A 22930-nucleotide genomic window follows, 5' to 3' on the forward strand; every position below is an offset into this window, starting at 1 on the left:
CACCTACTGTACCACTAACCTGAACAACTTGCGTTGTCCGGTCTCGGAAGTCACTTGGACCATGTAGGTGCCAGCAGATAAGGCTTTGATGTCGAAGGCCACCTCGCTTGCCAAACCAGATAGGGCCCGACTAAAGATGTGCCTGCCATACATGTCTTGGATGTCCAAGGTGATGGCGCCACCAATCGGTGTCATGGTGAGTAACCTGAATTCGTTTCTCGTGGGGTTAGGGAAAATCGTGAGTTCCTCCCAATCGCCCATGTGGTCTGCAATGCCGACGATCGTGATATTGGTCGTATCACTCACGCCACTGCAACCATTGGTGTCGGTGACTTGGAGGCTGTAGCTGCCCGATACCGTTGGGGTGAAGGAATTCGCGGTGGCGCCAAGGATCGTGTTGCCGTTGAGGAGCCACTGGTAGGTGGTCCAAGTGAGCACAGCGGTCAATGTATTGCCGGCCTGTGAGACCATCGGGTTGAGGGCTGGAAATGCAGCTACTGTTACCGTGCTGGTGAAAAAACAGCCTGCAGCATCTGAGATCGTAAGCGTGTAATTTCCTGCCGCAACATTGAATAGATCTTCAGTGGTATCGCCATTGCTCCAAAGGTAACCATACGGCTGGCAACTGTTTCCTCCTTGCGGGGTAATGTCGATTTCGCCAGTTGGATTTGTAAAGCAGCTCATCCAAGTGTTGGCTCCGGCCTGCAAAGTGGATGGCGTTGTCAAATTGACGGTTTGGACACTTGTGCCACCTGCGGCATCGGTAATGGTCACCGTCACCGTCCCCGGCCCCAAACCCGTTGCCGTACTTGTCGTCGCGCCTGTACTCCACAGGTAAGTATAGCCGGGGCATCCGCCAATGCCTGTCGCATGTGCAACACCATCGTTGGCACCTGCGCAAGAGATGTTGTAGCCGCATTGGGCGGTGTCTGCCTGAATGCTCCCGGTGACCGCTGCCGCCACGACGTGGACTATCGCTGAGCAAGAGCTGCTGTTGCCAGTAGCGTCAGTGACGATGAGCGTTACCGTATTGGGACCGACTTGGGAACAAGAAAAGCTGGTCTGACTGAGGCTGGTGCTGGATATTGCACAATCGTCAGTGCTGCCATTGTTGACTGCTGCAGCCGTGGTGGCACCATTGCCAGAAGAGTCGAGATTGACGGTAACAGCTTGGCAGATTGCGGTAGGTGCGGTGGTGTCGGCAATCTGGGTGCCTTGGATTGCAAAATCATAGCTGCCTTCATCTACATCGTCCGAAGATACGGTAATGGTTGCGGTGCGAATGCCTAATGCTGAAGGGGTAAATCGAATCGAGAAGTTTGCGCTCGCGTTGCTGGCGATGCTGCTGGGCAGTGGAACGATGAGCCCAAAGTCACTGGCATGTGGACCAGTGATGTTGGTGCTGCTGATATTCAGCACATTGTTACTTAAATTTTGAACGGTAAAGGTGCGCGTTGCAAATGGCGTGCAGGTCAAAATGTCTCCAAAATCCGTGGAGTCACTCAAGCTCGGGCTGTTGTCGCCATCAAGGATGCTGATGTTATTCCCCAAAATATTGATCTCTGGGCCTAAAATGGGAAATTCATCGGCACCGATATTGGGGGCAAGTGTGTTTCTCGTTTCCCCATCGATATCGTACGGCACTGCGGGCAGATAGGCGCCCCCATTGGTGATGCCAGGATTAGAACCTTGAAGGAGGTGAAGGTCGGGTGGACTGTTGAGGAACACTGGGACCGCTGTAATCGAATTCGCATTTCCCCCAAATCCTATTTGCGTCGCTGCAAGATCCACATAGTTGGTACTGTTTTTGCGTGCAAGATTGGGTCCCAAGGTTGAAAGACAATTGTTGTCCATGGTGCCGAATGCAGGAGGAACGGGGGAAAAGGAGTATAAGGCATACCGCTGTGCACCAACTGTTTGCGTGGATACAATGATATTGTTGTGAATGTTTACGGGCTGAGAACCAAAGGTAGTGAAATTCCAAATTCCCGCAGAATTGGAAGTTGGCGACGTCTGATTCGTATTCATTAAGATGGTATTGTGCACAATGTCGGCGCTTCTTCCGCCATAACTACAAATTCCATAGCTATTGTCCTGATAGCCCATTGTGGTCTTTCCAAAGCAGGTAATGTCGGAAATAAAATTGTTGGCAATGACAAAATTTGGCACGTCAAGATTGTTATTTACAAGTATTCCGATTGCTCCAGGTCCATTGACTTGGGTACTTTTAATACCACTGATGCGATTGCGTTCAATACGCGTATTCATCATTCTCCCATTGATGTCGATACCTTTCGGTGGATAGGATGTTGGGCCTCCGATATTGAAGATGTTATTGTCGGTGACAAGACCTCCATCTAGATCATACACATTGATGCCTGTGCCTGAGATCGATTCAGCCAAATTGGTCGAACCGATTTGATTTCTTGTGATCACCACGCCTGGGTTGCCAATATTGATTTGGCCAGTAGTGACCCCAAACTGTGCAGCAAACAAATGGTTGTTTTCAATGACGGTATTGATGTGCCGTCCCCCTAGACTTCCAACGTAGATTCCCGAACTCACAATGCATACCCTAGAGGTGGTTGGACTACTTCCTCTGACGGTGCAGTTTTTGATCGTAATATGGTCAGTACCGTCCACGGGTTCAGGAGATGAAAGCCAAATGACAGCATTGGACAGGCCAGTACTGTTATTGCGGACGGTAAGGTCGCGGGTACTGCCATTGGGAGAATTGCTACCATCTAGCGTGACATATCTGGCCAAGTGGAATCTGAGGATGGCTTGCGCGTTGCTTCCTACAATACTCGGAGACACCCCTGTCGCGGGCTTAATCGTGAGCGTGTTCATCGTACTTGCATCCACATTGTTTAGAACGGTTATGGGGAAAGTTTCTGCAGGATAGCTCGCATCAATGAGGCTGAATAGGATGGGCCCGTTAAGACAACTGATATTGTAACGATTCACTGCCGCTGTGAGCGTCGTAAAATCTCCCCCGACGCCTATCGAGTAGGTGCCACTCAGATTGTCGCCGATGACGTATTTGTAAGGTGAGGAGGGTGGCGAAGACACGGTATTGACGTTGGTTGCAACGAAGCCGAGCGCTGGTTTTGCGATCAGATTGGGTATCGTCGCAAGGTCTTGGGCGATGACAAAGTAGGAAATACTGTCCGCAATGACGACACCGCCCATTGCGGAATTGGAAATCGTAAAACTCCAAGTACCATTGATGCCATTGCCACTAACCAAAGTTCCGGGAGCGGAAACATAAGCACCAGCATTTTTTCTGAAGTAAACTTTTGGGCGCAATCCTCCGGCAGTTGGCACGCCAGTTACATCTGAAATCGTGGCTTGAAAGGTGTAGTCGGCCGTATTGCAGATACGCGTGATGGGAGTGTGGCTGATGGAAGGCGGGCTTGCGTCAGAATATACACCATCGATTTCGTCAGCTCCAATGTCTGGAAACAATCCTCCTCCGTTGACTGAGACTGATGGGCCCGGCCGTGTTTGCGTGTCGATATCGACCAAAACGCTGGAGATCAATTGGCCGCCAGATTCAATGGGGGTGGGTGTGGTGCCCATATTCAAGTGCCAATTACCTGTGAGACTCACAAAATTTACGGGAGTGGCAGAAACGCTATGGAAATCCCCGTTGGAGTAACCTCGCCAGTCAGCCAAGGTTCGATCCCCATTCCACCAGCCAACCTGTGTGGGATTCGTGACGTTCAGTACATTGTTGTCTGATGCGCTTGAAATCCAGCCTATTGCAGAGGAAGTTCCGTCAAAATTGTCAGCGATGGCATAGTTGGAGGTGGATCCTGCGTTACGGGTATTGTGGATGAGGTTGTTTCGGAAATCGACGCGCGCTGTGATGGTGTTGCCCGGGATCAAATTCCCTCTCAAAAAACCAAAAGAAGGGAGTGTCGCAACAAAATTGGTAAACTGTGTGATGTAAACGGTATTGTGTAGAATATGAGCGGTCGAATTTCCTTGGACGAAATTTTGAGGCATCCAAATTCCAACATGGTGCATGTCATTCCATCCAAAATAGCCGAAGCAAATCATATTGTTCAAGATGGAAGGATCGACCGTATTGGCGCCCACCATGATTCCTGCAACTACCGAAGGAGACCAGCTGAGTCCGATTGCAGCATCGTTGCGGAAATAGTCGATCACGTTGCTATAAATCTGAGGTTGAATGCCCCCTGCTACTGCGATACCTATCGCCGAGCCCGAGTTTCCGTTGCCAGACCCGCCACATTGCAACCAACGTATCCGGTTGTTGCGCACGATGGGATTGTTCCCCGTGCCAAGGTAAATGGCAACAAGCGAGGCCAAACCATTCAAATAGGAATCGTTTCCACTCGTGGAATATAGGTTCTGGACTTGATTGTTAGAAATAGTCACAGTACTGGTGTCAGCAGACAAAGGCGTGGAAATTCCGTACAAGAAGGATTTTGCCCCTATCCCAAATGAACCAAGACCTCGAATGTTATTGTTGTCAATCAGCAATTCCTCGGGCATGGTCCGAAGGTGGATTCCGTAAGTATATGTGCTGGCGATCGTAGGGCCATTCCCTCCTGCAAATGTATTGTAGATTACGGTATCACCGATCATATTGCCTTGGATCTTCAGATAAGGTGCAGTGCTGTCCACCGCGATGCCAGTGAATGCGCCACCAATATGGGGCGTGAAGGTGAAGCTCATGATACCCGTAATGCGGTTGTTCTGCAGGATCACACTGTCTTCAGACGCACAATGAATTCCGGTTGTCAGGGTAGGGCCAGCCACAGAGGATACATGAATCGTGTCTGGGATGCCAATGGGAGCCACGGCGGGTGTGCCAATTGTATTCCCAGTAATCGTGCCCACGAGAAATTTTCCTACTGCTAAGTTGATCCCGCAAAAAGCTCCTACCTGCGAAGAGTCCAAGCTTGCTGTCGTCATCTGGAAGGATTTGATTTGATTCCCTTGCACGCTCGTCGCTACATTACTCCCTACGGCAAGGTCGATCGCCCGAAATTCTGTGGAAACATTCCCGTACATGCGGTAGGAGCCAGTTCCTGTAGCAGTGCGGTATCCAATAACATTTGCGGAGATGAGGTGCCCGTCACCCGCCGTGATCCGGATGGCACGATGCTGTTCCCCAATGGTATAGGTGCGGTAGGCAGATTGGAAAAAGCGACAGCCCGACACGGTCCACCTTGTATTCCCATCCGCTGCCCAAAGCCCATTTGTGCCGAGGCTGGGATGAAAAAAATCGCGGATTTGTGTGTTGAGGATACTCACGGCGCTGTTTTCCTGTCCCGCGGTTGCCGTGCCGATGGAAAGGATGCCGTTGATGGGAAAGTTGGCTCCACTTGCGCTGATGATGCAATTGCTCACGGTGATGCTGTCATTGCCTCCATTGCCTGCACTTGTCGACAAAAACACTGTACCCATGTTCGCATCTGTATTGGCACCCAACAAGGAGCAATTCTGAACAAGGACATTCCGGGCATCGTTGATAAAACGAAGGGTAGAGGCAGTTGTCGTATTTTGGTTCTCAATCGTCAGCGCGTTTCCGCCACTGTTCAAACCGTCAATGGTCACACGATCAGCGCCATTCAGATCGACCAACGGGCCGGCGAGGTTACCTGTGATACTGCGGGCCACCCCGCCAGAAGGTCTCAACGCTAAATGCAGCCATGTGCCTTGATTCAATACAGCCGAAGATGGTTCAGTTGTATTCGCGGAAACTTCAACGACGATATTGGCGCCATTCTGCGCTCCGGCATTGATCGCTGAAAATGCCGCTCCGACTGTAGGGTACGATCCATTCCCCGTCAAGGCACCGGAAACGATGACATTCTGCCCAACAATCCAAAACGGAACACAACAAAGAAGCAAGAAGATGATTGCTCTGATTTTTTGCAAGCTATTGTATCATTGATGTTTATAGAAAGATCAGCAAGCTAGCATTCCGATTGAATTTTTCCAATTCCGAGCAAGATGAATCAGCAACGGTACTGGTCAATGGATCGCCTTTTCCTTGGGGCCCTGTCACAACTTTTGGCGGTAGATACGCATGCTCGTACCTTAGGTCGTCTGAAGAGCGTTTTGAAGCGATGATTTTTCAAGGTCTTTCGGGTTGCGGGACGCTTGATTTTCGCCCGCTTCAACCGGATTCGTTGGCAAATACCGATTACATTATGCCCCATTTCCATGTACGGTTGGTTTGTATTCCGTATCGAAGCTTGTCAGTCGGGTTAAATTCACTAAATTGGACTCAGAGTGGGCGATGAATCGTTGCACCGCGTTGGTAAGCGTTAAATTAATTCGGTCAAGGTAATGGAATTCAGGAATCTACTTCAAAAAGCAGGGTTTGTATTTGCCTTTGTTTTGGGAATGTCACTCACGGCAATCAGTCAAAACGTCGGAATCGGTACAGCCGCGCCCGTTTACAAGCTTCATACCGTGGGAGACATCTATGCAAATGGCGGATGGTTTCGGGTTTCAGGCAATCAAGGCTTGTATTGGGAAACCTGGGGCGGAGGATTTTACATGTCCGATGCCACTTGGATTCGCACCTACAATGATAAAAATATCTGGACCAATACCGGACTTTTGGGTGCACAAGGCGGATTGACCATCGGTTATGCAGGTGCAACTCCTCCAGCGAGTGGGGCCATCATCGCGGGTTTGACGGGAATGGGAACGAGTGCACCCAACCAAAGGCTCTCCGTCCAAGGCTCCATTGAAATCATGGATGCATTTGACAACGTGCTTGTCAGTAGAAGTACTGCCCAGGCACGTTCCCACCAAATGATCGGAACCTACATGGGTTGGGATCAAGGCGCGGTATTTTTGGGAGGATACAACGTGAACAATCCATCCGCATTTTACAGCAATACCAACAAAATCGTTTGCGGTGGCGCAGCGGGAACACTGCCCATCCACGCGACGGGCTTCGTCAATGTGAGTTCACAGAGGTACAAACACAATATTGCCCCCCTTTCCTATGGATTGGAGCAGGTAAAGCAAATGCAGCCGATGTCGTATCACTACAATTTTGAGAAAGACGATACCCAGAAGAAACATATCGGCCTTATCGCAGAAGAAGTTTTGAAGCTTGTGCCTGAGGCCGTCGCTGTAGAAGACGGACTTTGCTTGGGTCTGGATTACAGCAGCTTGGTACCTGTACTCATCAACGCCATTCAGGAGCAGCAGGCACAAATCGATGCCCAAAACAAGAAGATCGCCGACATGGCGAGCCAATTGGAGATTCTCAGCAAAGAATAAGGGAATAGGAAATTCTCCCTACCTTGCGCACTTCAATTTTGGCAACTTTAATCTCATTCTGATTTTTAAGATGAACGCAACAAAATTTGTGTTTTCAGGCCTAGTGATGGCGTTTGGCTTTTTTGCCGGTTGTGCCGACAAAACCGCAGCCCCTGCGACCAATGGTGAAATCGGCCTCGGCGACGCGCCTGCATCCAAGCCCAAGCCCGGCGATGCCTTGATCGCAGGACAATGGTGCTACGACTACGAAGACGAAACGCTGCACCTCACTGCCGTCATGGAATATGACGGAGCTGCCAAGGTCGTCGGGAATCTCTATGGAGATATTCACGACAAAGCAGAAGGCTATTTTACCTCCTATACCACTTCATTTGATGGGACCAAAGACGGCAATGTCTTGAAAGTCAAATCAAAAACGGAAATCGAAGGCGATGTCCAAGAAGAAGCAGCCGAATGGACTTGGGACGGTAAAACCCTCGACAACGGTCGCCAAACGCTGAAGCAAGTCGATTGCGAGCCAGCGCCAGACGGCGAATAAGACTGGATTTCATTCCATCAGCGGCAGGTGAGGTCACCTGGGAGTATCGGATGCACAATTCCGAGACTCCTCGGTGACCTTTCCTGCTTTTGTTGTGCCGGAAATTCGGTGAAACTGCTAACTTGCTCCCTATGAGTGCAGTTTCTAGCGTTTTCGGGATCAAGCGATTGATGGCATTTCTTTCATTTGGCTTTGTAACCATTTCGGTGGCATTGGGGCAGGTAGATGACCATCGCATGTCTCCTGCAGAGCAGGCTGCAATGCCGTCCTACCTGCAGGCGCGTACGAGCACCGGCATCACGAGCCCGCCCGTATCGCCCGTGCGGGCCCCCGCGGAATGGGAAGAAATCGATGCCTTGAACATTACATGGACCGGCTACACCGCCGTACTCAAGGAAATTGTGCGGTTTGCGAGCCTAGAAACCAAGGTCATCATCGTTTGCGCCGATTCGCTCTCCGTACAGTCCTATCTCACGAACAATGGCATTCCCCTCACCAACATCGACTTTCTTGTGGCCCCCTACAATTCGATTTGGTGCCGCGATTATGGGCAATGGAACATCTACACCCACGATGTTGATTCCCTCGCATTGATCGACTGGATCTACAATCGGCCCCGTCCCAAAGACGATACCGTGCCGAGTTCGATTGCCCGTAACGAGCTCTTGCCCATGTACCAAACCATCCAAGCACCCTATGACCTCATCCATACCGGTGGCAATTTCATGACCGATGGCTTCGGGACAGGCTTTTCTTCGAATCTTGTCCTGAATGAAAATCCCAGCCATACCGCCGCCGAAATCGATACGATTTTGGCCAAGTTCATGGGCATCAACCGCTTTGTGAAGATGTCCACGCTGCCTTTTGATGTGATCCACCACATCGACATGCACCTGAAATTGTTGGACGAGGAGACTTTGCTGGTCGGCGAATATCCGCAGGGCGTCGCAGATGGTCCCCAAATCGAGGCCAATTTGCAGTACATTCTGAGCAATTACAATTCGATTTATGGCACGCCTTACAAAGTGGTGCGCATCCCAATGCCCCCCGACGCTGCTGGGCGCTACCCCAACAACAATGGCGATTACCGCACCTATACCAACGCCGTTTTTGTGAACAAGACCATTCTTGTCCCGGGATATGAAACCCGCTACGACACTACCGCCCAACGTATTTGGGAGGAGGCCATGCCCGGCTACAACGTGCAATTCATCAATTGCAACAGCATCATCACGGCCTTGGGAGCTTTGCATTGCATTACCAAGGAGGTCGCTACGCGCGATCCGTTGCTCATTTCACATCAGCCCTTGGCAGATACTTACGACGCGCAAAATCCCTATCCGGTCGATGCCCGCATCCAACACCGGTCAGGCATCGCCGTCGCCGAATTGTACTACCGCACCGACACCCTGTTGCCCTATCAAGCCCTGCCCATGACGCTTTCGAATGCGTTGACACATACTTGGACGGCCGCGATTCCCGCGCAAGCGCCCGGTACCAAAATCGACTACTATGTTTCCGCCGTAGCCAATTCGGGGAAGGCCCAAGTGCGGCCGATGCCTGCTCCGGCGGGTTATTGGAGTTTTGAAGTCCTGCAATTTGTCGGAACAGAACCTGCGGTGCTTGCTGAATCGGCAATGAAACCTGCTTTTCCCAATCCGAGCAAAGGCATCACTTGCATTCCTGTTGCAGTCGGTGAGGAAGGCCATGGGCAATTGGAGCTGACCGACGTTGTGGGTCGGAAAGTGGCTATGATCGCGGACGGATGGATGCCTGCTGGCGAAAAAAATTACTTTATAGACACGCAAAACCTTGTTGCAGGGGTCTATTTGTTGGTGTTTGAAACTGCAGGCCGTAGGCACGTGCAGCGGTTGATGGTCAGGTAGGGAACTACCACTTGACAATGCGCAAGACTTGCAACGGAAATCCGGCGCGGTCCAAGCGCAAATGATATACACCGGCTGAGAATTTGTCGAAATTGAGCTGCTGCAAGGTTGCGCCATCCCAATCTTGCGCCAAAATCATTCGCCCATAAGCGTCGTATGCCTGTAATTCTCCAGGTCCAAGGTCATTCGTCGCCGAGATCCAAATTGGGCCATCCGTCGGATTGGGATAAGCCTGCATTTGCCCATTTTCGTGCTGAAGTTCTTGGAAAACCCCCGTGACTTGTACGCATTCGCTGGTATCTTGACAACCGTCGAAGCTCACGACGACGGCATAAAATCCATTCGAAGGAGCAAGAATCGATTGCCCGGTCGCACCTTGAATCGGCACAAATCCATTGTCACAGCGGAACCATTGATAGGTGCCGCCTGATTGTACTGCACTCAACGAATTTCCGTTTTGTGCGATGGCCGGATTCAAGGAATCGATCGTCAGATAGATGTTCAGAATGCTGTCGCAACCCTGTGCATTCACCATTGATTGCGTGAACACCCCGCTCGCATAATAAGTAAAGCCATTGAGGCTGAAGCTGTCACATGCGCTGTCGATCACATAGGCACTCGTATTGGGCCACAAAGTCAAAAACAAAGAAAGAATCGAATCGCAGCCTGCTGCATTGGCAAGGACTTGCGTATAGGTCCCCGAACTGAGATACACCTGCGAATTCAGGGAATAACTTTGGCAGGTCGAGACCGTCATGGCCGACGAACTCGGTTGATTTACAGTGAGATGTAGTTGTATCGTTGAATCGCAACCCTGGACATTCGTCAGTTGTTGAAGGTAATGTCCGCTTCCGAAATACGTGGTGCCATTCAGCGTAAAGCTGTCGCAGGCATTTTGGTACAAATCCAAGGTCGAGGAACGCAGCGTCAGGGAAAGTGTGAGCGTGGAATCGCATCCATTGGCGTTGGTCAGTTGTTGCGAATACGTCCCGCTTGCCGTGTACGTTTGACCATTGAGCGAAAGGCTGTTGCAAGCGGTGTCGATCAGCAATTGGGAAGTGGCAGGCAGAAGCGTAAAGTTCAAGTGAACGATCGAATCACATCCTTCAGCATTGGTAAGTGTTTGTGTATAAGCTCCTGTGGATGAATAGGTGCTGTCATTGATGACAATGGCCCCGCAACTGCTGACATTGAGCGTGGTATGCGAATTTCGGTGAATCGTGAGCAGCAGAACTTCCACCGTATCGCAGCTCGAAAATGGCCCCGGCAAGGAATAATAATAGGTTCCGGAACTCGCGTGGTTGACATTGCGATGGGTAAATTGATCACAGGCGATTACCGGCACAAGGTAGCGGTAGTAGGGATTTCCCGTGTAATGGTAATACAGCACGCTGTCGCATTGATGAATGTTTTGCATCACTTGCACAAACGTGCCCGGGTGGTTGTAGATCTGCCCGTTGATGGTGTCAGGTGTGCAAAATGTCTGATAAATATGGGTGACGTCGTAGTTGAAGGTCAGGTTCAAGTTCAACAAGCTGTCGCAGAGGCCGGGAAGTCCGGGAATTCGCACGAGATAATGGCCTGTTTGGTAGAAATTGTAGCCGTGATTGGAATAATTGACGCAGGGAGTATCGACAATGCTGATGACCGGCGGCGCACATTGACTCCATTGCACGAGAAACAACCTTCCGTCATTGGGACCGAGCGAATGAACGCCCGGCCCGGGCTGAAAATCCGTGACAGCTGCAAAGTTTCCGCCAATCCAGATTGCCGCATTGGGATCCAATGCGATCGCATGCGGGTTTTCATTGGCCGAACCGTCAATGGTTCCCGCCCATTCAAATCCGCCGTTGGCATTGATTTTGAGGACATAAGCGTCAGGAGTGCCGGCCGTCACCGAATTAAAAAACCCATTCGAAGAAGGATCGAAATCAATCGCACCCCAATAGGTTCCAGTAACGTAGGCGCCACCCATTGAATCCACCGCTAAGATTTTGCCATCCGCGACATTGCTTTGAGGAATGTTCACGGCCCAACGAAAGGCACCATTGACATCAATTTGTGCAAGAAAGGCACTTTCGTACAAGGGAGAAGCCAACGGAAAGCTACTCCCTGGCGAAGGGTCAAAATCAACGGTATCCTGAAAATTACCTGCCAAAAATACATTCCCCAAGGGGCCAACTTCCACATTCTCAACACGGTCGCTGCTGTTGCCGCCATAATATTGCGCCCAAAGCAGATTCCCGCCGGCATCCAGCTTCACCAAATATCCGTCCTGCAAGCCTGCTGAGGTCTGCTGCAACACCGCCGAACCGGGATCGAAGTCCATTGTCCCTTCAAAAAAGCCGCAGGCCCAAACGTTGCCGGCAGCATCCAAGTCGATTCCCCTGCCCGCAGCGCTGCCACTGCCGTCGATTTGCCGAATCCATCCGAGGCTGCCATTTGCATTCAGCTTCCAGACAAAAGCACTTTGCAATCCGCTGGGCGTCAGCACCGCCGTGCCCGGTCCCGGATCAAAATCCGTCGGACCGTTCAGAATTCCCGTCGCGACAGCATTTCCTGCGGCATCGACTTCGAGCGCGAATGCCCATTCGTCGCCTGCGGGCGCGCCCGCGGTGGCCACCCAAAGGAAATTTCCCGCGGTATCCAATTTCAGCACATACGCATCCCAAGCGCCAGCCGGACTTCGGTTTTGTACCGCAAGACCCGGGTCAAAATCTGTAATTCCTTCGTAAGCGCCTGAAATATAGACGTTGCGTTGCCCATCGAGCGCAATGGCATTCGTCCCGGTTTTGCCAAGCCCGCCATATTGTTTGGCCCAGATCAAATTGCCGTAGGCACTGATCTTTTGAAGCAAGGCCGAACCGCCATTCGCAGCGGTAAAATTTAAGGTTCCAGGACCGGGATCGGCATCGATCGTACCTTGAAAAAAGCTGACGACATATCCATTGTCGTCTGGATCGACGGTGATCGCATTGACATTGCAATTGGAGTCTAGCCCTGCTGTATACACCCAATCATACCGTGGCATTTGGATCTGCGCAAAGGATGCATTCGAAGCAAAAAACAACATCAAAAGCCATCCTAGGGCCAAAATTGGCTTGATAATCAACGCATGAATTTGAACAACGGCTTTGGCGACCATTGACCCGAAGTTAGCGAAAATTTTCGAGGCGGTGGCGATGAAGAGGCGGTGGCGTCCCGCCACACGCCGATCGACAGCCCGCCTCCGGCGGTTCAGCCTTGTCAGCCTTATCCATATCGAAAGTTCCAGACCAGTGCAAACCCTCCTCAAGGAACCCATGTTTCAAGCTTACCCCGACCCAGAATTTCAAAAGCGCCAAGATCCGGCAAACCTACCCCTTCCCCAAAATCCGCCACTTGATTTCCCGCCAGACATTCACCGGCGTATAAGTCTCCCAAAATCCTTTTGCTGGTACCGCCGCTTCCAAAACCGGCTCTTCCACAATCCCCAAAAACTTCCGCAAATCCTCCCCGGAAATCACCGGAAACTGATCCGTCACCCCGCCCAAAAACGGCAAATCCGCCGGCCCATTTTCCGGATTTTGCGTCATGAAAAACGCCGGATTGGCCGCATATTCATTCACAATACCTTCCTTTCCATGGTAATACCGCATCGCGGCCGCCTTGGGTTTGATGCCCGTCACGCAAGCAAGCCGCAAGGTTTCCGTCGTATTGACCGGCGAAGCATGCAGCAGTCGATGGTCATACAACAAGGCCGTTCCAGCTTGCATTTCAAGGGCTTGCATGGCTGACCAAATCTCGTTTTTGACGCCTTCGAATGGATTTCCAATGCCCGGACCACGGTAAAAATCCAACCAATTGTGGCTCCCCGGAATGACATGCACCGCGCCATTGGCAACTGTCGTATCCACCAGCGGAATCCACAGGTTGTAGCTTCGCCAAATACGCTCGTCCACAATGTTCCAGTCCGCATGCGGCGGCAAAATCCCCGAATTTCCCTTGGGTTTTGCAATAAACGATCCGCCCAAAGCCTCGGCCTCCTCCAGCAATTCCGCCAACAAAGGCGACAAAACCCGCTGAATCTCAGCGTCCATCCGCAGCCGGAAATCAACATCCGGATTGTGGACGCTCGCATAAAACCGCTCGACTTTGGCCGCTTGATGCGCCTCGAAAAAAGCCTTCAGATGCGCCACCTTCGCTGCATCCAACAACGGAATCAGCACAAATCCCTTTTCAGCAAGCTCCTTGTTCCACGAAGGATTGCGGGTAATCGAATATTCGGGCGCATTCAGCAGGCAGTTTTTTGCGCTCAAATCCCGGTAAATCGGTCTGCGAATGGCTTTTCCAGCCTTTAAATCCGTAGCATCGGCCGAATTGAGTCGGCTCAAATCGTGACGGTAAAAGCCCAGGCTTTTGCCCATAGAAGGCCGTTTGCCGATTTCATGGTACTGCAAAAAGAAGTCGTCGGGGACGGCAAGCTGCTCAAAACGGTCCACGGCGTCACCCGGGTGCGCGTACCAAAAGCGCAGGGGCGTGTCCTTGTGCGTGAGCCCGTAGGTGAGCGCCACGCGTGGGCGTCCGCTGGTGTTGAGCGTGGACGTGTGCAGGATGCTGTGATCAAAAATGATGGCCTCGCCAGCTTTCAAGGGCAATGTGACCAAGCCTTCCATTAATTCAGCGGCAATGTCCTTGATGGCAATCGGCAGGTTTGGACCGCGCAAGAGGTTGGTCCAGCGATGACTGCCAGGCAACATTTGGATTGCACCGTTTTCGATGTTGTTGTCTTCTAGCGGAATCCAAATCGTAATCGTTCGGAAATGGTCTTCTTCGGTCACCGTCCAATCTTGGTGCAAGGGAAGGCTGCCGGGTTGCCCGGAATCCTTCTGTAAAAAGCTGACGCCGAGGTTTTTGAAGTCTTGGAAAATGTGGTTGACCTTGTCGGCATACAGCGGGGCGATGCGTGCAAACATCTCCTGCTTGAGCGCCAAGTCGGGCGAAGTCGTGGTGGTCGCAAAACCCTGCAAAGTCACTTTCGGCTTGATTTCGGCAAACAGCCTTCGCAATTCGATCAAAGCCGATTCACCAAGAAAAGGCATCGTCACATAGCCGTCACGGGCAAATTGCGCGCATAATTCGGGATCGCGAAAGATGCTGAACATCAGGAAAATATCTTCTTGAGGCGGGAGAAAAATCCGGATTCGCCCGGATTTGCCACTTGGGTACTTGCCTGTACCGCCACGGCCGGCTCGGGAACCTGCACCTTGGCAGCAGCTTCCTGCGTTGCACGCAAGTCGCGCATGAAGGCAGCGTAGTTCGGATCCCCGAATTCAGGGCCTTTCAAGCGGGCATTCCATTCCGCGAGGTCGATGTAGCGCAAATCCACTTTTTGCCGACCGATTTCCTTGCCTTCGGGGCGTTTCCAAGGATGGAATTTCATGTAAAAATCGCGGTCCACCTCCAGAATGCGCACCTCATCGGGCGCTTCGGTGCGGTCGAGGTGGTAGTGAATGCTCTTCGTCGCCTTCGGAACCAAGATCAATTGGATCGTGAGGCGCAATCCGCTCGTGCGGTTGATGTTGCTGTAATGCACCACGCTGTCGTCGAGGATCACGCAGTCACCGGCCTCAGCGTCCATTGGCACCATGTAGTCGCGGATGATCTCCTCCTTGATTTTTTCGCATTCCCAAGGCACCATCGGCCCGCGGAATTGTCCGAAACGTTTGTGCGATCCCGGCGTGATTTCCAGGGTTCCATTGATGCGGCTGCTGTCGACCAAGGGCACCCAAATCGACACCGTCGAATACTTGATTTCGTCGGCAAAGGCCCAATTTTGATGCAATGGCACTTCGCCGCCGTCTTCACCCTTGCGGATGAAATTGGCAATGATCGGCGTGTAATCGGCCAAAATCGGCTCGTAATGCTGCGCAAAGGCCGCATGGATCACGTCAAACACCTTTTGCTTATATGCCGAATTGCGATCTATGAATGTGAAGTCATACGTGATTTCACTTTCACTTTTGAAATCCGTTTCATCGCCCGACATCGCCCCGCCGCTTTCCGGCAAAAGGTCAAAATAGGCTTGTTTGAGCTGCTCGACCTCGTTTTTGCTCAGAAAATGCTTCAAAAAAATATACCCGTCAGCATCAAATTGTTGCTGCAATTCGGGGTTTCGGAATACTGGCTCTGCCATGTTGAACATCCTTTAAATTACATCCACGATGGGATTCTCCCAAAGATAGAAAATCTTGCAGCAGGAGTGAGGATGATTTTTGGCGGATTTCCGTCGAAGTTTTCGCTGTGTTATCGAAGCTTTGTGTAACTCAAAGCTTTCAAAGGCAATGAATCCTACACCTTGTTTCCGATGCTGATCGCTGCAGATAAGGCGTCATTGGACCGAAAGTTGGAATGGCTATTCTCCAGCAACGAGCAAGTGACCCGTACCGATGTTGAGGCTTCCTTGGCGAATGCGGTAGAGGTACAAGCCTTGGGCCAAGCCCTCCCTTTGGAGCGAAAGCCGGGTATTCATCCTGCCCTCCAACTGACGGATTTGTTGCCCGGAGGCATTGTACAAGACCAATTCAAATGCATCGTTTTGTCCCGGATTGGTCACCAAAATCGTTGCTTCTTGGCCCATCGGATTCGGGATCACCGAAATCGAAAATCCGGGGAGCGCTTCCGAAATTGCAACCAAGGTGGCGTTTTGGCAATTGGTATCGGACCTGCAAATGCCGTTGGTGACCAAACAAGCCGTATAGCTGCCAGCATTGGCATAGGTATGGATCGGATTTTGAAGTGTAGAGGTGTTGCCATCGCCAAAATCCCAAGCGTAACTCTGGATGGTGCCCGTAGAGAGATCGTTAAATTGAACGGTAAGGCCGTTGGGAACCGTAACAAAGTCCGCGTTGAGCACGTCACAGAGGCGCGATTGGGTGATATTGGTCTTGACCGGCGGGTTGAAATCGAAGTAGATCGAAGCACTGTTGTGAATGACCGTCCCCAGTGGCAATCCGGCTTTTGGCCTGACTTCGTAGGTCAAAGCACCGTTGCTGCCCACTTGGTTGGCGCCACTGTCAGGCAGTAGGATGTTGGGGAATGCAAATTCCAACTGACCACCGGGAGACATGGTCACTTGATAGGGGTGTGTGGCCCCAAGGATCCGAAACCCATTCATGTCCAGGTTGGGGAGGTCAAGCGTATCCCGCACATAAATATTGAAAGCGGTGTCTGTACCGGTATTTTGAAATCGCACAATGTAAGTGAGGAGGGTGTCGGTTTGCAGGATGTCACCATCGGCATTTGCGCCACTTGGGGTAAAAACACGTTTGTCGTTGGGGTCCCAGGCTCCGACGACAACCCGTTGATTGTCAAAAGTATTGTTGGCTGTGAAGTAGTCCATGGGGGATGGCGTCACCGATGCGGATAAGGTGTAGGGCGTGCCAATTGTCACTCCCGGCGGACAATAAAGTTGATAGTTGATCTGAACAGGATTGGAGATGTTGGGGAGGTTCCAAGCGACGGTGTCGCCCGAAATATAGGCAGGTGCTTGACTAAATACCGATCCGAAGTTGGCAAACGACGGCTTGATGACCTTGAGGAGGGTATTGGGAATCACAGTATTCCCGTCATTCCGAACAAAAACGCTGGAATTTGCCGAAAAACCAGGCCGCAGGGGCAATCCTGACAGGGAAACCCTTGCATCTGTGTACAGGAATACCTCGGTCGCGAAATCCTCGTTGAAGAGCGCCTGCCCATTGGTTGTCAAGGAAATCGCGCGTTGCCCTGTTGTCGGACAGGTGCTTGAGGAAGGGAAGGAGGGATGGTAGTCCAAATTGTAGTTTCCCAAGGGAAGCCAAATGCTATAATTCCCATTGGCATCCGTCAATGTTTGAAAGGGCCCCGGCGTGATGGTGACGGAACGGTAGGCGGTGCCCGGTTCGCCGACATTTTTAATGCAGTCCACATTATCGTCTCGGTAGATGCTTCCCATCACCCTTCCATAGTTCCCGTTAGGGCTGCCGATTCCAATCGTGAATCCGGCAGGGAGGGTTACCAAATTGGGGTTACCATCGACGACGACGTCCCAATTTCCTAGGAGGGTATTTGGAGGAATGACAAAAGTGGCCGTGATCTGCGTATTGCTGTTGGCATTAAAGGCAGTGGCGTTAATGCTATTTTGGCCAAACCTGAGACTGGTGTTGGTGGCACTTGTAAAATTGGTGCCCTGCCCCATGATGCTGACCGTCAACACTTGGCCGGTGACGGCCGAGTTGGGAGTACAGGAATTGATTACCTGTGCTTGCATGCTGATAAAAATGCAGAGCACGCCTAATAGAAGCAGGAAACTTGATTTCATAGGACAGAAACTTAATTACCAAGGTTGAATGTAACCAATTGATTTTCAGTTTCCAAATTTCATCACAAAAATCGGGAACGGAAGATTTCGAAAGGCAAAGGTGTTGTTTTGAATTGCCTAACTTGCATTCAAATGCGATTTTTATGAAAAACACGGTCAAGATACTGGTCCACAACATCGTCGACACCAATCAGCGGCTTCTGGCGGAACAAGACATTGCCAATCACTTGATGGACGGCTTCGACATCGTGAGCACGCATACGGATTTTGAAATGAATGGCTCGAATCGCGTGATCATCCTCACAGTTATCCTGAGGAAGTGAAAAGTGAATAACTAAAAGTGAAAAGTGAATAACTAAAAGTGAAAAGTTGGTTGCAGTCGCCTGAAAACATCGTTTCACCGCGCTACGGGAACTTTTCACTTTTCACTTATAACTTTTCACTTCTCACTTCCCGCTCCGCTTGGGGCAGGGAGTGATTTAAGTTTCAAATCGCGGTGGGCTGCGTTGAAGCTGTCGTTGAGTGCTAGATTTTTGCTGTTGTAGGCATCGATGGTGTTGTTGACGTAGTCGACGTCCTCTTGGGTGCGTTGCGTGCTTTCCAAAATCCGTGTGATTTCCAGGTACTCCTTGTTGGCCATGTTCACAAAAAAGTCGACACGGCCTTTTGCAGCATCCCGAAAGCCAGTATCTCCGTGAAAATCCTTCATTCCAGCCAATTGGCTCGTCTGAGCAGCAGCCAACAAGGCCGTGCGCTGCTTTTTCATTCCCTCGAAATCGTTTTTTTCCATCGCATCCCACCACATTTCATTGACTTTGGCAATGGCGATGTATTGCAAGAAAACTTCGCGGCTGTAAATGTTGCATTCTAGAATGCGGTCAAATTGGTCTTGCATGCCATTGTGCAACAAAGTCAGGCTGTTGAGCTTGGCAAATTCGTTTTGGGCAGTTCGCAGCCGCACGGCAAAGTCCAGCATCTTCTTTTCGGCTTTGACCTGCATTTGGAAATAGTCTTCCAATGCTGCTAACGAACTCTCTTTATTGCTGACGAGGATGGCGATTTTGGCGTAGTCGTTGATATGCAGATCCCTGTAGGCTTCAAATACGGCGACCGACTCGTCCCGAAGTTTGGCGCCATTCTTAAAGGGGGCCATGTTGCGCAGGCGTCGCAGGCTCAACTCAATCTGCCGAACGACCTCCATGCGCTTGTCTTCATTGACTTTCAGATCATTGGAGCTGAGAAGCAAGTTGCTGAATTCAATGAATTGCTCCCCGATTTTCTCCTGTTCTGCGACGATGTAATTGCTGTATTCGGCTGGATTTGTCGTGGTAAAAGCCACCTGTGCGGAGGTTTTTGCCGTACCCAAAGCGAAGATCAGGAGGGCCCAGAGGAAGTGGATATGTGACTTTCGCATCAATTCAGACATTTTAATCTAAGCGAATCTAATCAAAAAACGGGCCAAACCTAATCCAAACCCGCAAAGACGCGATTTTTCTGACACCTTACTATACAGCTTCAATTCGCTTTGGATCCGTGGACAAGGCTGCGATCACCTGACATCCACTGACCGCAGTGGCAGCGGCGCAAATTCCTATTTTCCGCTGTCTTGCGTTTCTTCGCTGCTCAAGTCGCACTTTGAAGGTTGGAAAAGCGATTCAGAGTGTATCTGAAACATTTGAGGCTTTTTTTAAGGACGCCACACCTGCGCAGACAGCTTTCCATTCGCTTCGCTGATGTACTCATGTTTGTCCGCCTTCAAAGGCCTTCGTGATGTACTTAGGTTTGTCCGTCTTCAAAGGTCTTCGTGATGGGCTCAGTGCTGTCTATTTTCCAAGGTCTTCGTGATGTACTACGTAGTTCTAAATTTTCCATTTTCCATTATACATTCTTCGTTTCTCCACCCCGATGCAACCTTTTCAGTAAATGACGTATCTTCGTAGTTGAATGCTGTTTACATTTCAAAACGACGAGAAGCGATTGCTCAAAGGACTCATGGCTGGAAAGCCGGAGGCCCAGCAACAGCTATTTGATCTGTATTCAGGCAAAATGATGGCTGTTTGCTACCGATACGCCAAAAACCGCGAAGAAGCGGAGGACATTCTCCAAGAAGGTTTTCTGCGCGTTTTCAGGAAAATCGAGACGTATCAAGGTACAGGATCATTTGAAGGCTGGATTCGCAAGGTGTTTACCAACGTTGCGATTCGCCAATACCAGAAAAATTCGCGGCTCCATATCGTTTCAGGAATTGATGACCTCGAGGAAGAACCCAGCGATGATTTGTTGGACCACTACTTCGAAGCCGAAGACCTGATGAAAATGGTTCAGTCGCTTCCTGATGGCTACAGGATGGTTTTCAACCTGTATGCGATCGAAGGTTACAGTCATGAAGAAATCGCCGAACAACTCGGCATTTCCATCGGAACATCAAAATCACAGCTTGCAAGGGCCCGCAAATCGCTTCAGCGCATGCTGGAACCCGAGCAAATATTCATCAGAAGGGAGATTGGCCATGCGTAAATTAGGCCAACATATCGTAGATCGTGCGTTTGAAGAAGGGCTTCAAGGCGCGGAAATGCCAGTCTCGGCAAAAGTCTGGGCAGGTATCAATTCGGAGTTGGAAAAGGATCAGCTCCGTCGCAAGGTCTTCTTTTACAGAAGTATCGCTGCGGCCTCCATCTTGCTCCTCTTTGGTTTGAGCACGTGGATGTTTGTTTTCCAAGGAACACAAGATCGCGTTTGGATGTCTGCACGCAAATTGAAGTCGCAAGTTCAAATGCCGACTTTTGCAGAACTCGAATGCATCGAATCCAATTCACCCGTTTTGATGACGGATGGTTTGACCAAGCCGACCCGCGTGCGGTCAAAGCTGAATTCGAACTTGAATTTTGCCGCCTCCTCCAACGAAAAGGTGACCACCACTGACGGTAATACGATTGCTATTCCTGACTTGAAGAAAGTGCTGGAGCAAATTCCCAAAAACACGGACATGATCCGGTTTGCGATCATGTCCCGGAAGCCTGCATTGTCCGATCCATTGTCTTTGCGTGATCATCGCAGCGTTCAAGATGTTTCTGCTGGTGCTTTTTCGGAATCAAACGGTGGTCTGAGCAACCTTCTTTCCGATAAAAAGAAGGACAAGGAATACAGTTTCACAGCTTTCGAGTCCGAGGATGATGAAAAGCCTGTGGGACGCTGGGAAGTTGGTGCAGGTTTTGCCCCCGACATGGCATTTGCCAGCACAACGCCACTCGGTCAGGGCTCGAGAAGCACACGCGGTTTGGCCGATGATCCTGCCCAAGCCCAAACCAATCGCCTTTCGCCGGTCGTGGCCTACGCTGGAGTTTTGCGTGCCTCCTACGAATTTGACGAACGTTTTTCGTTGCGTGCCGGACTTTCTTGCATCAACCGTCAAAGCACCACCTTTGCTTCGGTGAACACCTTTGGAAAGGATGCGACTGCTTATCAGAGTAATCTCGACCTTTATTCGCTGGAGGTTCCGGTTTCGCTGAAGTACAACGTGATCCATGCCAAAAACTATGACTATTACGTCACAACTGGCGTTTCGGGAAGCTTTTTCCTGCACTACGACAATTATTTGCAGACAGCAGACGGTAGCATCGCCGGTCGCCGCAGTTCCGGCACAGATGATATTCTGAAGCCTTCGCAGGCAAGCCTGCTGCTGAGCACGGGGTTGCGCTATCGCCTGCATGACCGCCTCAGCATGCAGCTTGAGCCAGGTCTGCGCTATGGCGTGATGCGCAACGAATATGCATTTTCGCAGCGTCGACCAGTTTCGACGAGCCTGCTCAGCGGTCTGAGCTACCATTTCTGAAGCTTGTAGCATCCCCTTCAGATCAATTCTGAACCAAAACCCCTTCAGCTTTTTGATTATTTTTTCCCCGCTTGCAACCTATGGCAGCATACAGGTATCTACCCAATTAGAATGCCTTCGCAACCGTGGTCACATGCAGCCGGAGCGCTTCTGAAAATGATCTTTGTTGTTTTACCGAATTAATTGATTGTTGAACCCAAGATGAATTCTCGCCACCCGGAGATCGCTCACCTTGCCTCTGCTTCTCATCCCCAAAATGAAAGCGGACTAGAATCGGCATTGGCTGCGCAGAATCTGGAGGCGTCGATTGACTGCTTTTCCGAGATTGATACCGAATCCTTTTCACCCGAAAACAACAAAATCGTTTATCTGGAGCAGCTTTTGAGGCTGCATGAGCCGCAGCACCTCTCTGAAACCCAAAAGAGCGGTCGTCGGTTTGTGCTAGACATGTTACGCGTCCTGTGCCTGTTGCCTGATGTGCAACGGGCACAGGAGGGCGGTTCTGATTTGCCCAAAAACTGGGATCCCGCTCTGGAATTCAAGTATTTGGTTTATCTCTTCGAACGCACCTCAAGCGCAGCACTTGCAGAAAAAGTACGTAAGGCGAGCAGTATCCTTTCTTTGGATGCACAAGGCATTTTGGAATTGCGGGAATGGTTGGGCAAAAATGGACTGGATGCGCATGAGCTCTCCTTGATCCAACCCAATTTCTTTCGCGGTCAGAAAATGACCCAACAAGATTCCAAGCAATTGCACCTGCACCCCATGTTTGCCGAATTGAGCAAGGAGAGCCTTGAGCGCAATCACGATTATTTGGTGCGTACTTTTTATGGCCTGTCTTATCCTTTTTTCAAGGATTCTGAAGGCGGAAAAGTCTCCAAATCAACCCAAGATGCCGGATTAGAGGAGGCCATGGCACCCGTTTTTGATTTGGCCGCCGACCTCAACACGGCGGTAAAAACGCGGTTGAAAGCGTTTTTCATCCCCAATCGGCAGGGCGAACCGATGGTTGCACTCTCCTTCACACAAGAATAAACGACATTGGACCGACAAGG

At 50.7% G+C, this 22930-nt stretch carries 13 protein-coding genes; 7 read left to right on the plus strand and 6 right to left on the minus strand.

The genetic code is table 11. The annotated features are described in order from the left end of the window. Positions 1-3 precede the first annotated feature (3 nt). Positions 4-5916, minus strand: coding sequence for a choice-of-anchor D domain-containing protein (locus IPN95_31205; GenBank protein ID MBK9453784.1), 5913 nt, complete (start codon positions 5914-5916; stop codon positions 4-6). A gap of 414 nt (positions 5917-6330) precedes the next feature. On the opposite strand from IPN95_31205, the gene IPN95_31210 reads away from it, so the two are divergent. The 3 genes from IPN95_31210 to IPN95_31220 all read left to right on the plus strand — a co-directional run bounded on the left by IPN95_31210 (position 6331) and on the right by IPN95_31220 (position 9705). After that, a complete protein-coding gene (locus tag IPN95_31210) occupies positions 6331-7281 on the plus strand; it encodes a tail fiber domain-containing protein (GenBank protein ID MBK9453785.1) in 951 nt (316 codons plus the stop codon). 70 nt (positions 7282-7351) lie between these two features. Next, a complete protein-coding gene (locus IPN95_31215) occupies positions 7352-7819 on the plus strand; it encodes a hypothetical protein (protein MBK9453786.1) in 468 nt (155 codons plus the stop codon). Positions 7820-7950: 131 nt separating this feature from the next. Further along, positions 7951-9705 (plus strand): agmatine deiminase family protein, encoded by a 1755-nt coding sequence (locus IPN95_31220; GenBank protein MBK9453787.1) that lies wholly within the window; start codon positions 7951-7953, stop codon positions 9703-9705. Between the two features lie 4 nt (positions 9706-9709). On the opposite strand, the gene IPN95_31225 is transcribed toward IPN95_31220, so the two are convergent. From IPN95_31225 to IPN95_31240, 4 genes are all read right to left on the minus strand, one after another. After that, positions 9710-12850 (minus strand): T9SS type A sorting domain-containing protein, encoded by a 3141-nt coding sequence (locus tag IPN95_31225; GenBank protein ID MBK9453788.1) that lies wholly within the window; start codon positions 12848-12850, stop codon positions 9710-9712. Positions 12851-13061: 211 nt separating this feature from the next. Then, a complete protein-coding gene (locus tag IPN95_31230) occupies positions 13062-14849 on the minus strand; it encodes a phytanoyl-CoA dioxygenase family protein (GenBank protein MBK9453789.1) in 1788 nt (595 codons plus the stop codon). Further along, positions 14849-15880 carry a phytanoyl-CoA dioxygenase family protein gene (locus tag IPN95_31235; GenBank protein MBK9453790.1) on the minus strand — a complete coding sequence of 344 codons (1032 nt, stop codon included), beginning with the start codon at positions 15878-15880 and terminating at the stop codon, positions 14849-14851. Before IPN95_31235 ends, IPN95_31230 begins: the two co-directional genes overlap by 1 nt. Before the next feature lie 219 nt (positions 15881-16099). Next, positions 16100-18043 carry a PKD domain-containing protein gene (locus IPN95_31240; GenBank protein MBK9453791.1) on the minus strand — a complete coding sequence of 648 codons (1944 nt, stop codon included), beginning with the start codon at positions 18041-18043 and terminating at the stop codon, positions 16100-16102. A 143-nt stretch (positions 18044-18186) separates the two neighbouring features. Here IPN95_31240 and IPN95_31245 point away from each other — a divergent pair, with 143 nt between their 5' ends. After that, positions 18187-18366, plus strand: coding sequence for a hypothetical protein (locus tag IPN95_31245; GenBank protein ID MBK9453792.1), 180 nt, complete (start codon positions 18187-18189; stop codon positions 18364-18366). A gap of 116 nt (positions 18367-18482) precedes the next feature. On the opposite strand, the gene IPN95_31250 is transcribed toward IPN95_31245, so the two are convergent. Further along, positions 18483-19457, minus strand: coding sequence for a hypothetical protein (locus IPN95_31250; protein MBK9453793.1), 975 nt, complete (start codon positions 19455-19457; stop codon positions 18483-18485). Between the two features lie 530 nt (positions 19458-19987). On the opposite strand from IPN95_31250, the gene IPN95_31255 reads away from it, so the two are divergent. The 3 genes from IPN95_31255 to IPN95_31265 all read left to right on the plus strand — a co-directional run bounded on the left by IPN95_31255 (position 19988) and on the right by IPN95_31265 (position 22910). Next, positions 19988-20560, plus strand: a complete 573-nt coding sequence (locus IPN95_31255; GenBank protein ID MBK9453794.1) for an RNA polymerase sigma factor — start codon at positions 19988-19990, stop codon at positions 20558-20560. After that, positions 20553-21875, plus strand: coding sequence for a PorT family protein (locus IPN95_31260; protein MBK9453795.1), 1323 nt, complete (start codon positions 20553-20555; stop codon positions 21873-21875). The genes IPN95_31255 and IPN95_31260 overlap by 8 nt, the downstream gene beginning before the upstream one ends. A gap of 201 nt (positions 21876-22076) precedes the next feature. Continuing rightward, on the plus strand, positions 22077-22910 hold the full coding sequence (locus IPN95_31265; protein ID MBK9453796.1) for a hypothetical protein: 834 nt from the start codon (positions 22077-22079) through the stop codon (positions 22908-22910). The last annotated feature ends 20 nt before the right edge of the window (positions 22911-22930 follow it).

The sequence above is a fragment of the Bacteroidota bacterium genome (assembly GCA_016718825.1).
In the GTDB taxonomy this organism is placed as follows: Bacteria; Bacteroidota; Bacteroidia; order J057; family JADKCL01; genus JADKCL01.

Coding starts and splice junctions, on each gene's coding strand:
- IPN95_31210 (MBK9453785.1), top strand. CDS start 6,331: ATGGAATTCAGGAATCTACTTCAAAAAGCAGGGTTTGTATTTGCCTTT.
- IPN95_31215 (MBK9453786.1), top strand. CDS start 7,352: ATGAACGCAACAAAATTTGTGTTTTCAGGCCTAGTGATGGCGTTTGGC.
- IPN95_31220 (MBK9453787.1), top strand. CDS start 7,951: ATGAGTGCAGTTTCTAGCGTTTTCGGGATCAAGCGATTGATGGCATTT.
- IPN95_31225 (MBK9453788.1), bottom strand. CDS start 12,850: ATGGTCGCCAAAGCCGTTGTTCAAATTCATGCGTTGATTATCAAGCCA.
- IPN95_31230 (MBK9453789.1), bottom strand. CDS start 14,849: ATGTTCAGCATCTTTCGCGATCCCGAATTATGCGCGCAATTTGCCCGT.
- IPN95_31235 (MBK9453790.1), bottom strand. CDS start 15,880: ATGGCAGAGCCAGTATTCCGAAACCCCGAATTGCAGCAACAATTTGAT.
- IPN95_31240 (MBK9453791.1), bottom strand. CDS start 18,043: ATGAAATCAAGTTTCCTGCTTCTATTAGGCGTGCTCTGCATTTTTATC.
- IPN95_31245 (MBK9453792.1), top strand. CDS start 18,187: ATGAAAAACACGGTCAAGATACTGGTCCACAACATCGTCGACACCAAT.
- IPN95_31250 (MBK9453793.1), bottom strand. CDS start 19,457: ATGCGAAAGTCACATATCCACTTCCTCTGGGCCCTCCTGATCTTCGCT.
- IPN95_31255 (MBK9453794.1), top strand. CDS start 19,988: ATGCTGTTTACATTTCAAAACGACGAGAAGCGATTGCTCAAAGGACTC.
- IPN95_31260 (MBK9453795.1), top strand. CDS start 20,553: ATGCGTAAATTAGGCCAACATATCGTAGATCGTGCGTTTGAAGAAGGG.
- IPN95_31265 (MBK9453796.1), top strand. CDS start 22,077: ATGAATTCTCGCCACCCGGAGATCGCTCACCTTGCCTCTGCTTCTCAT.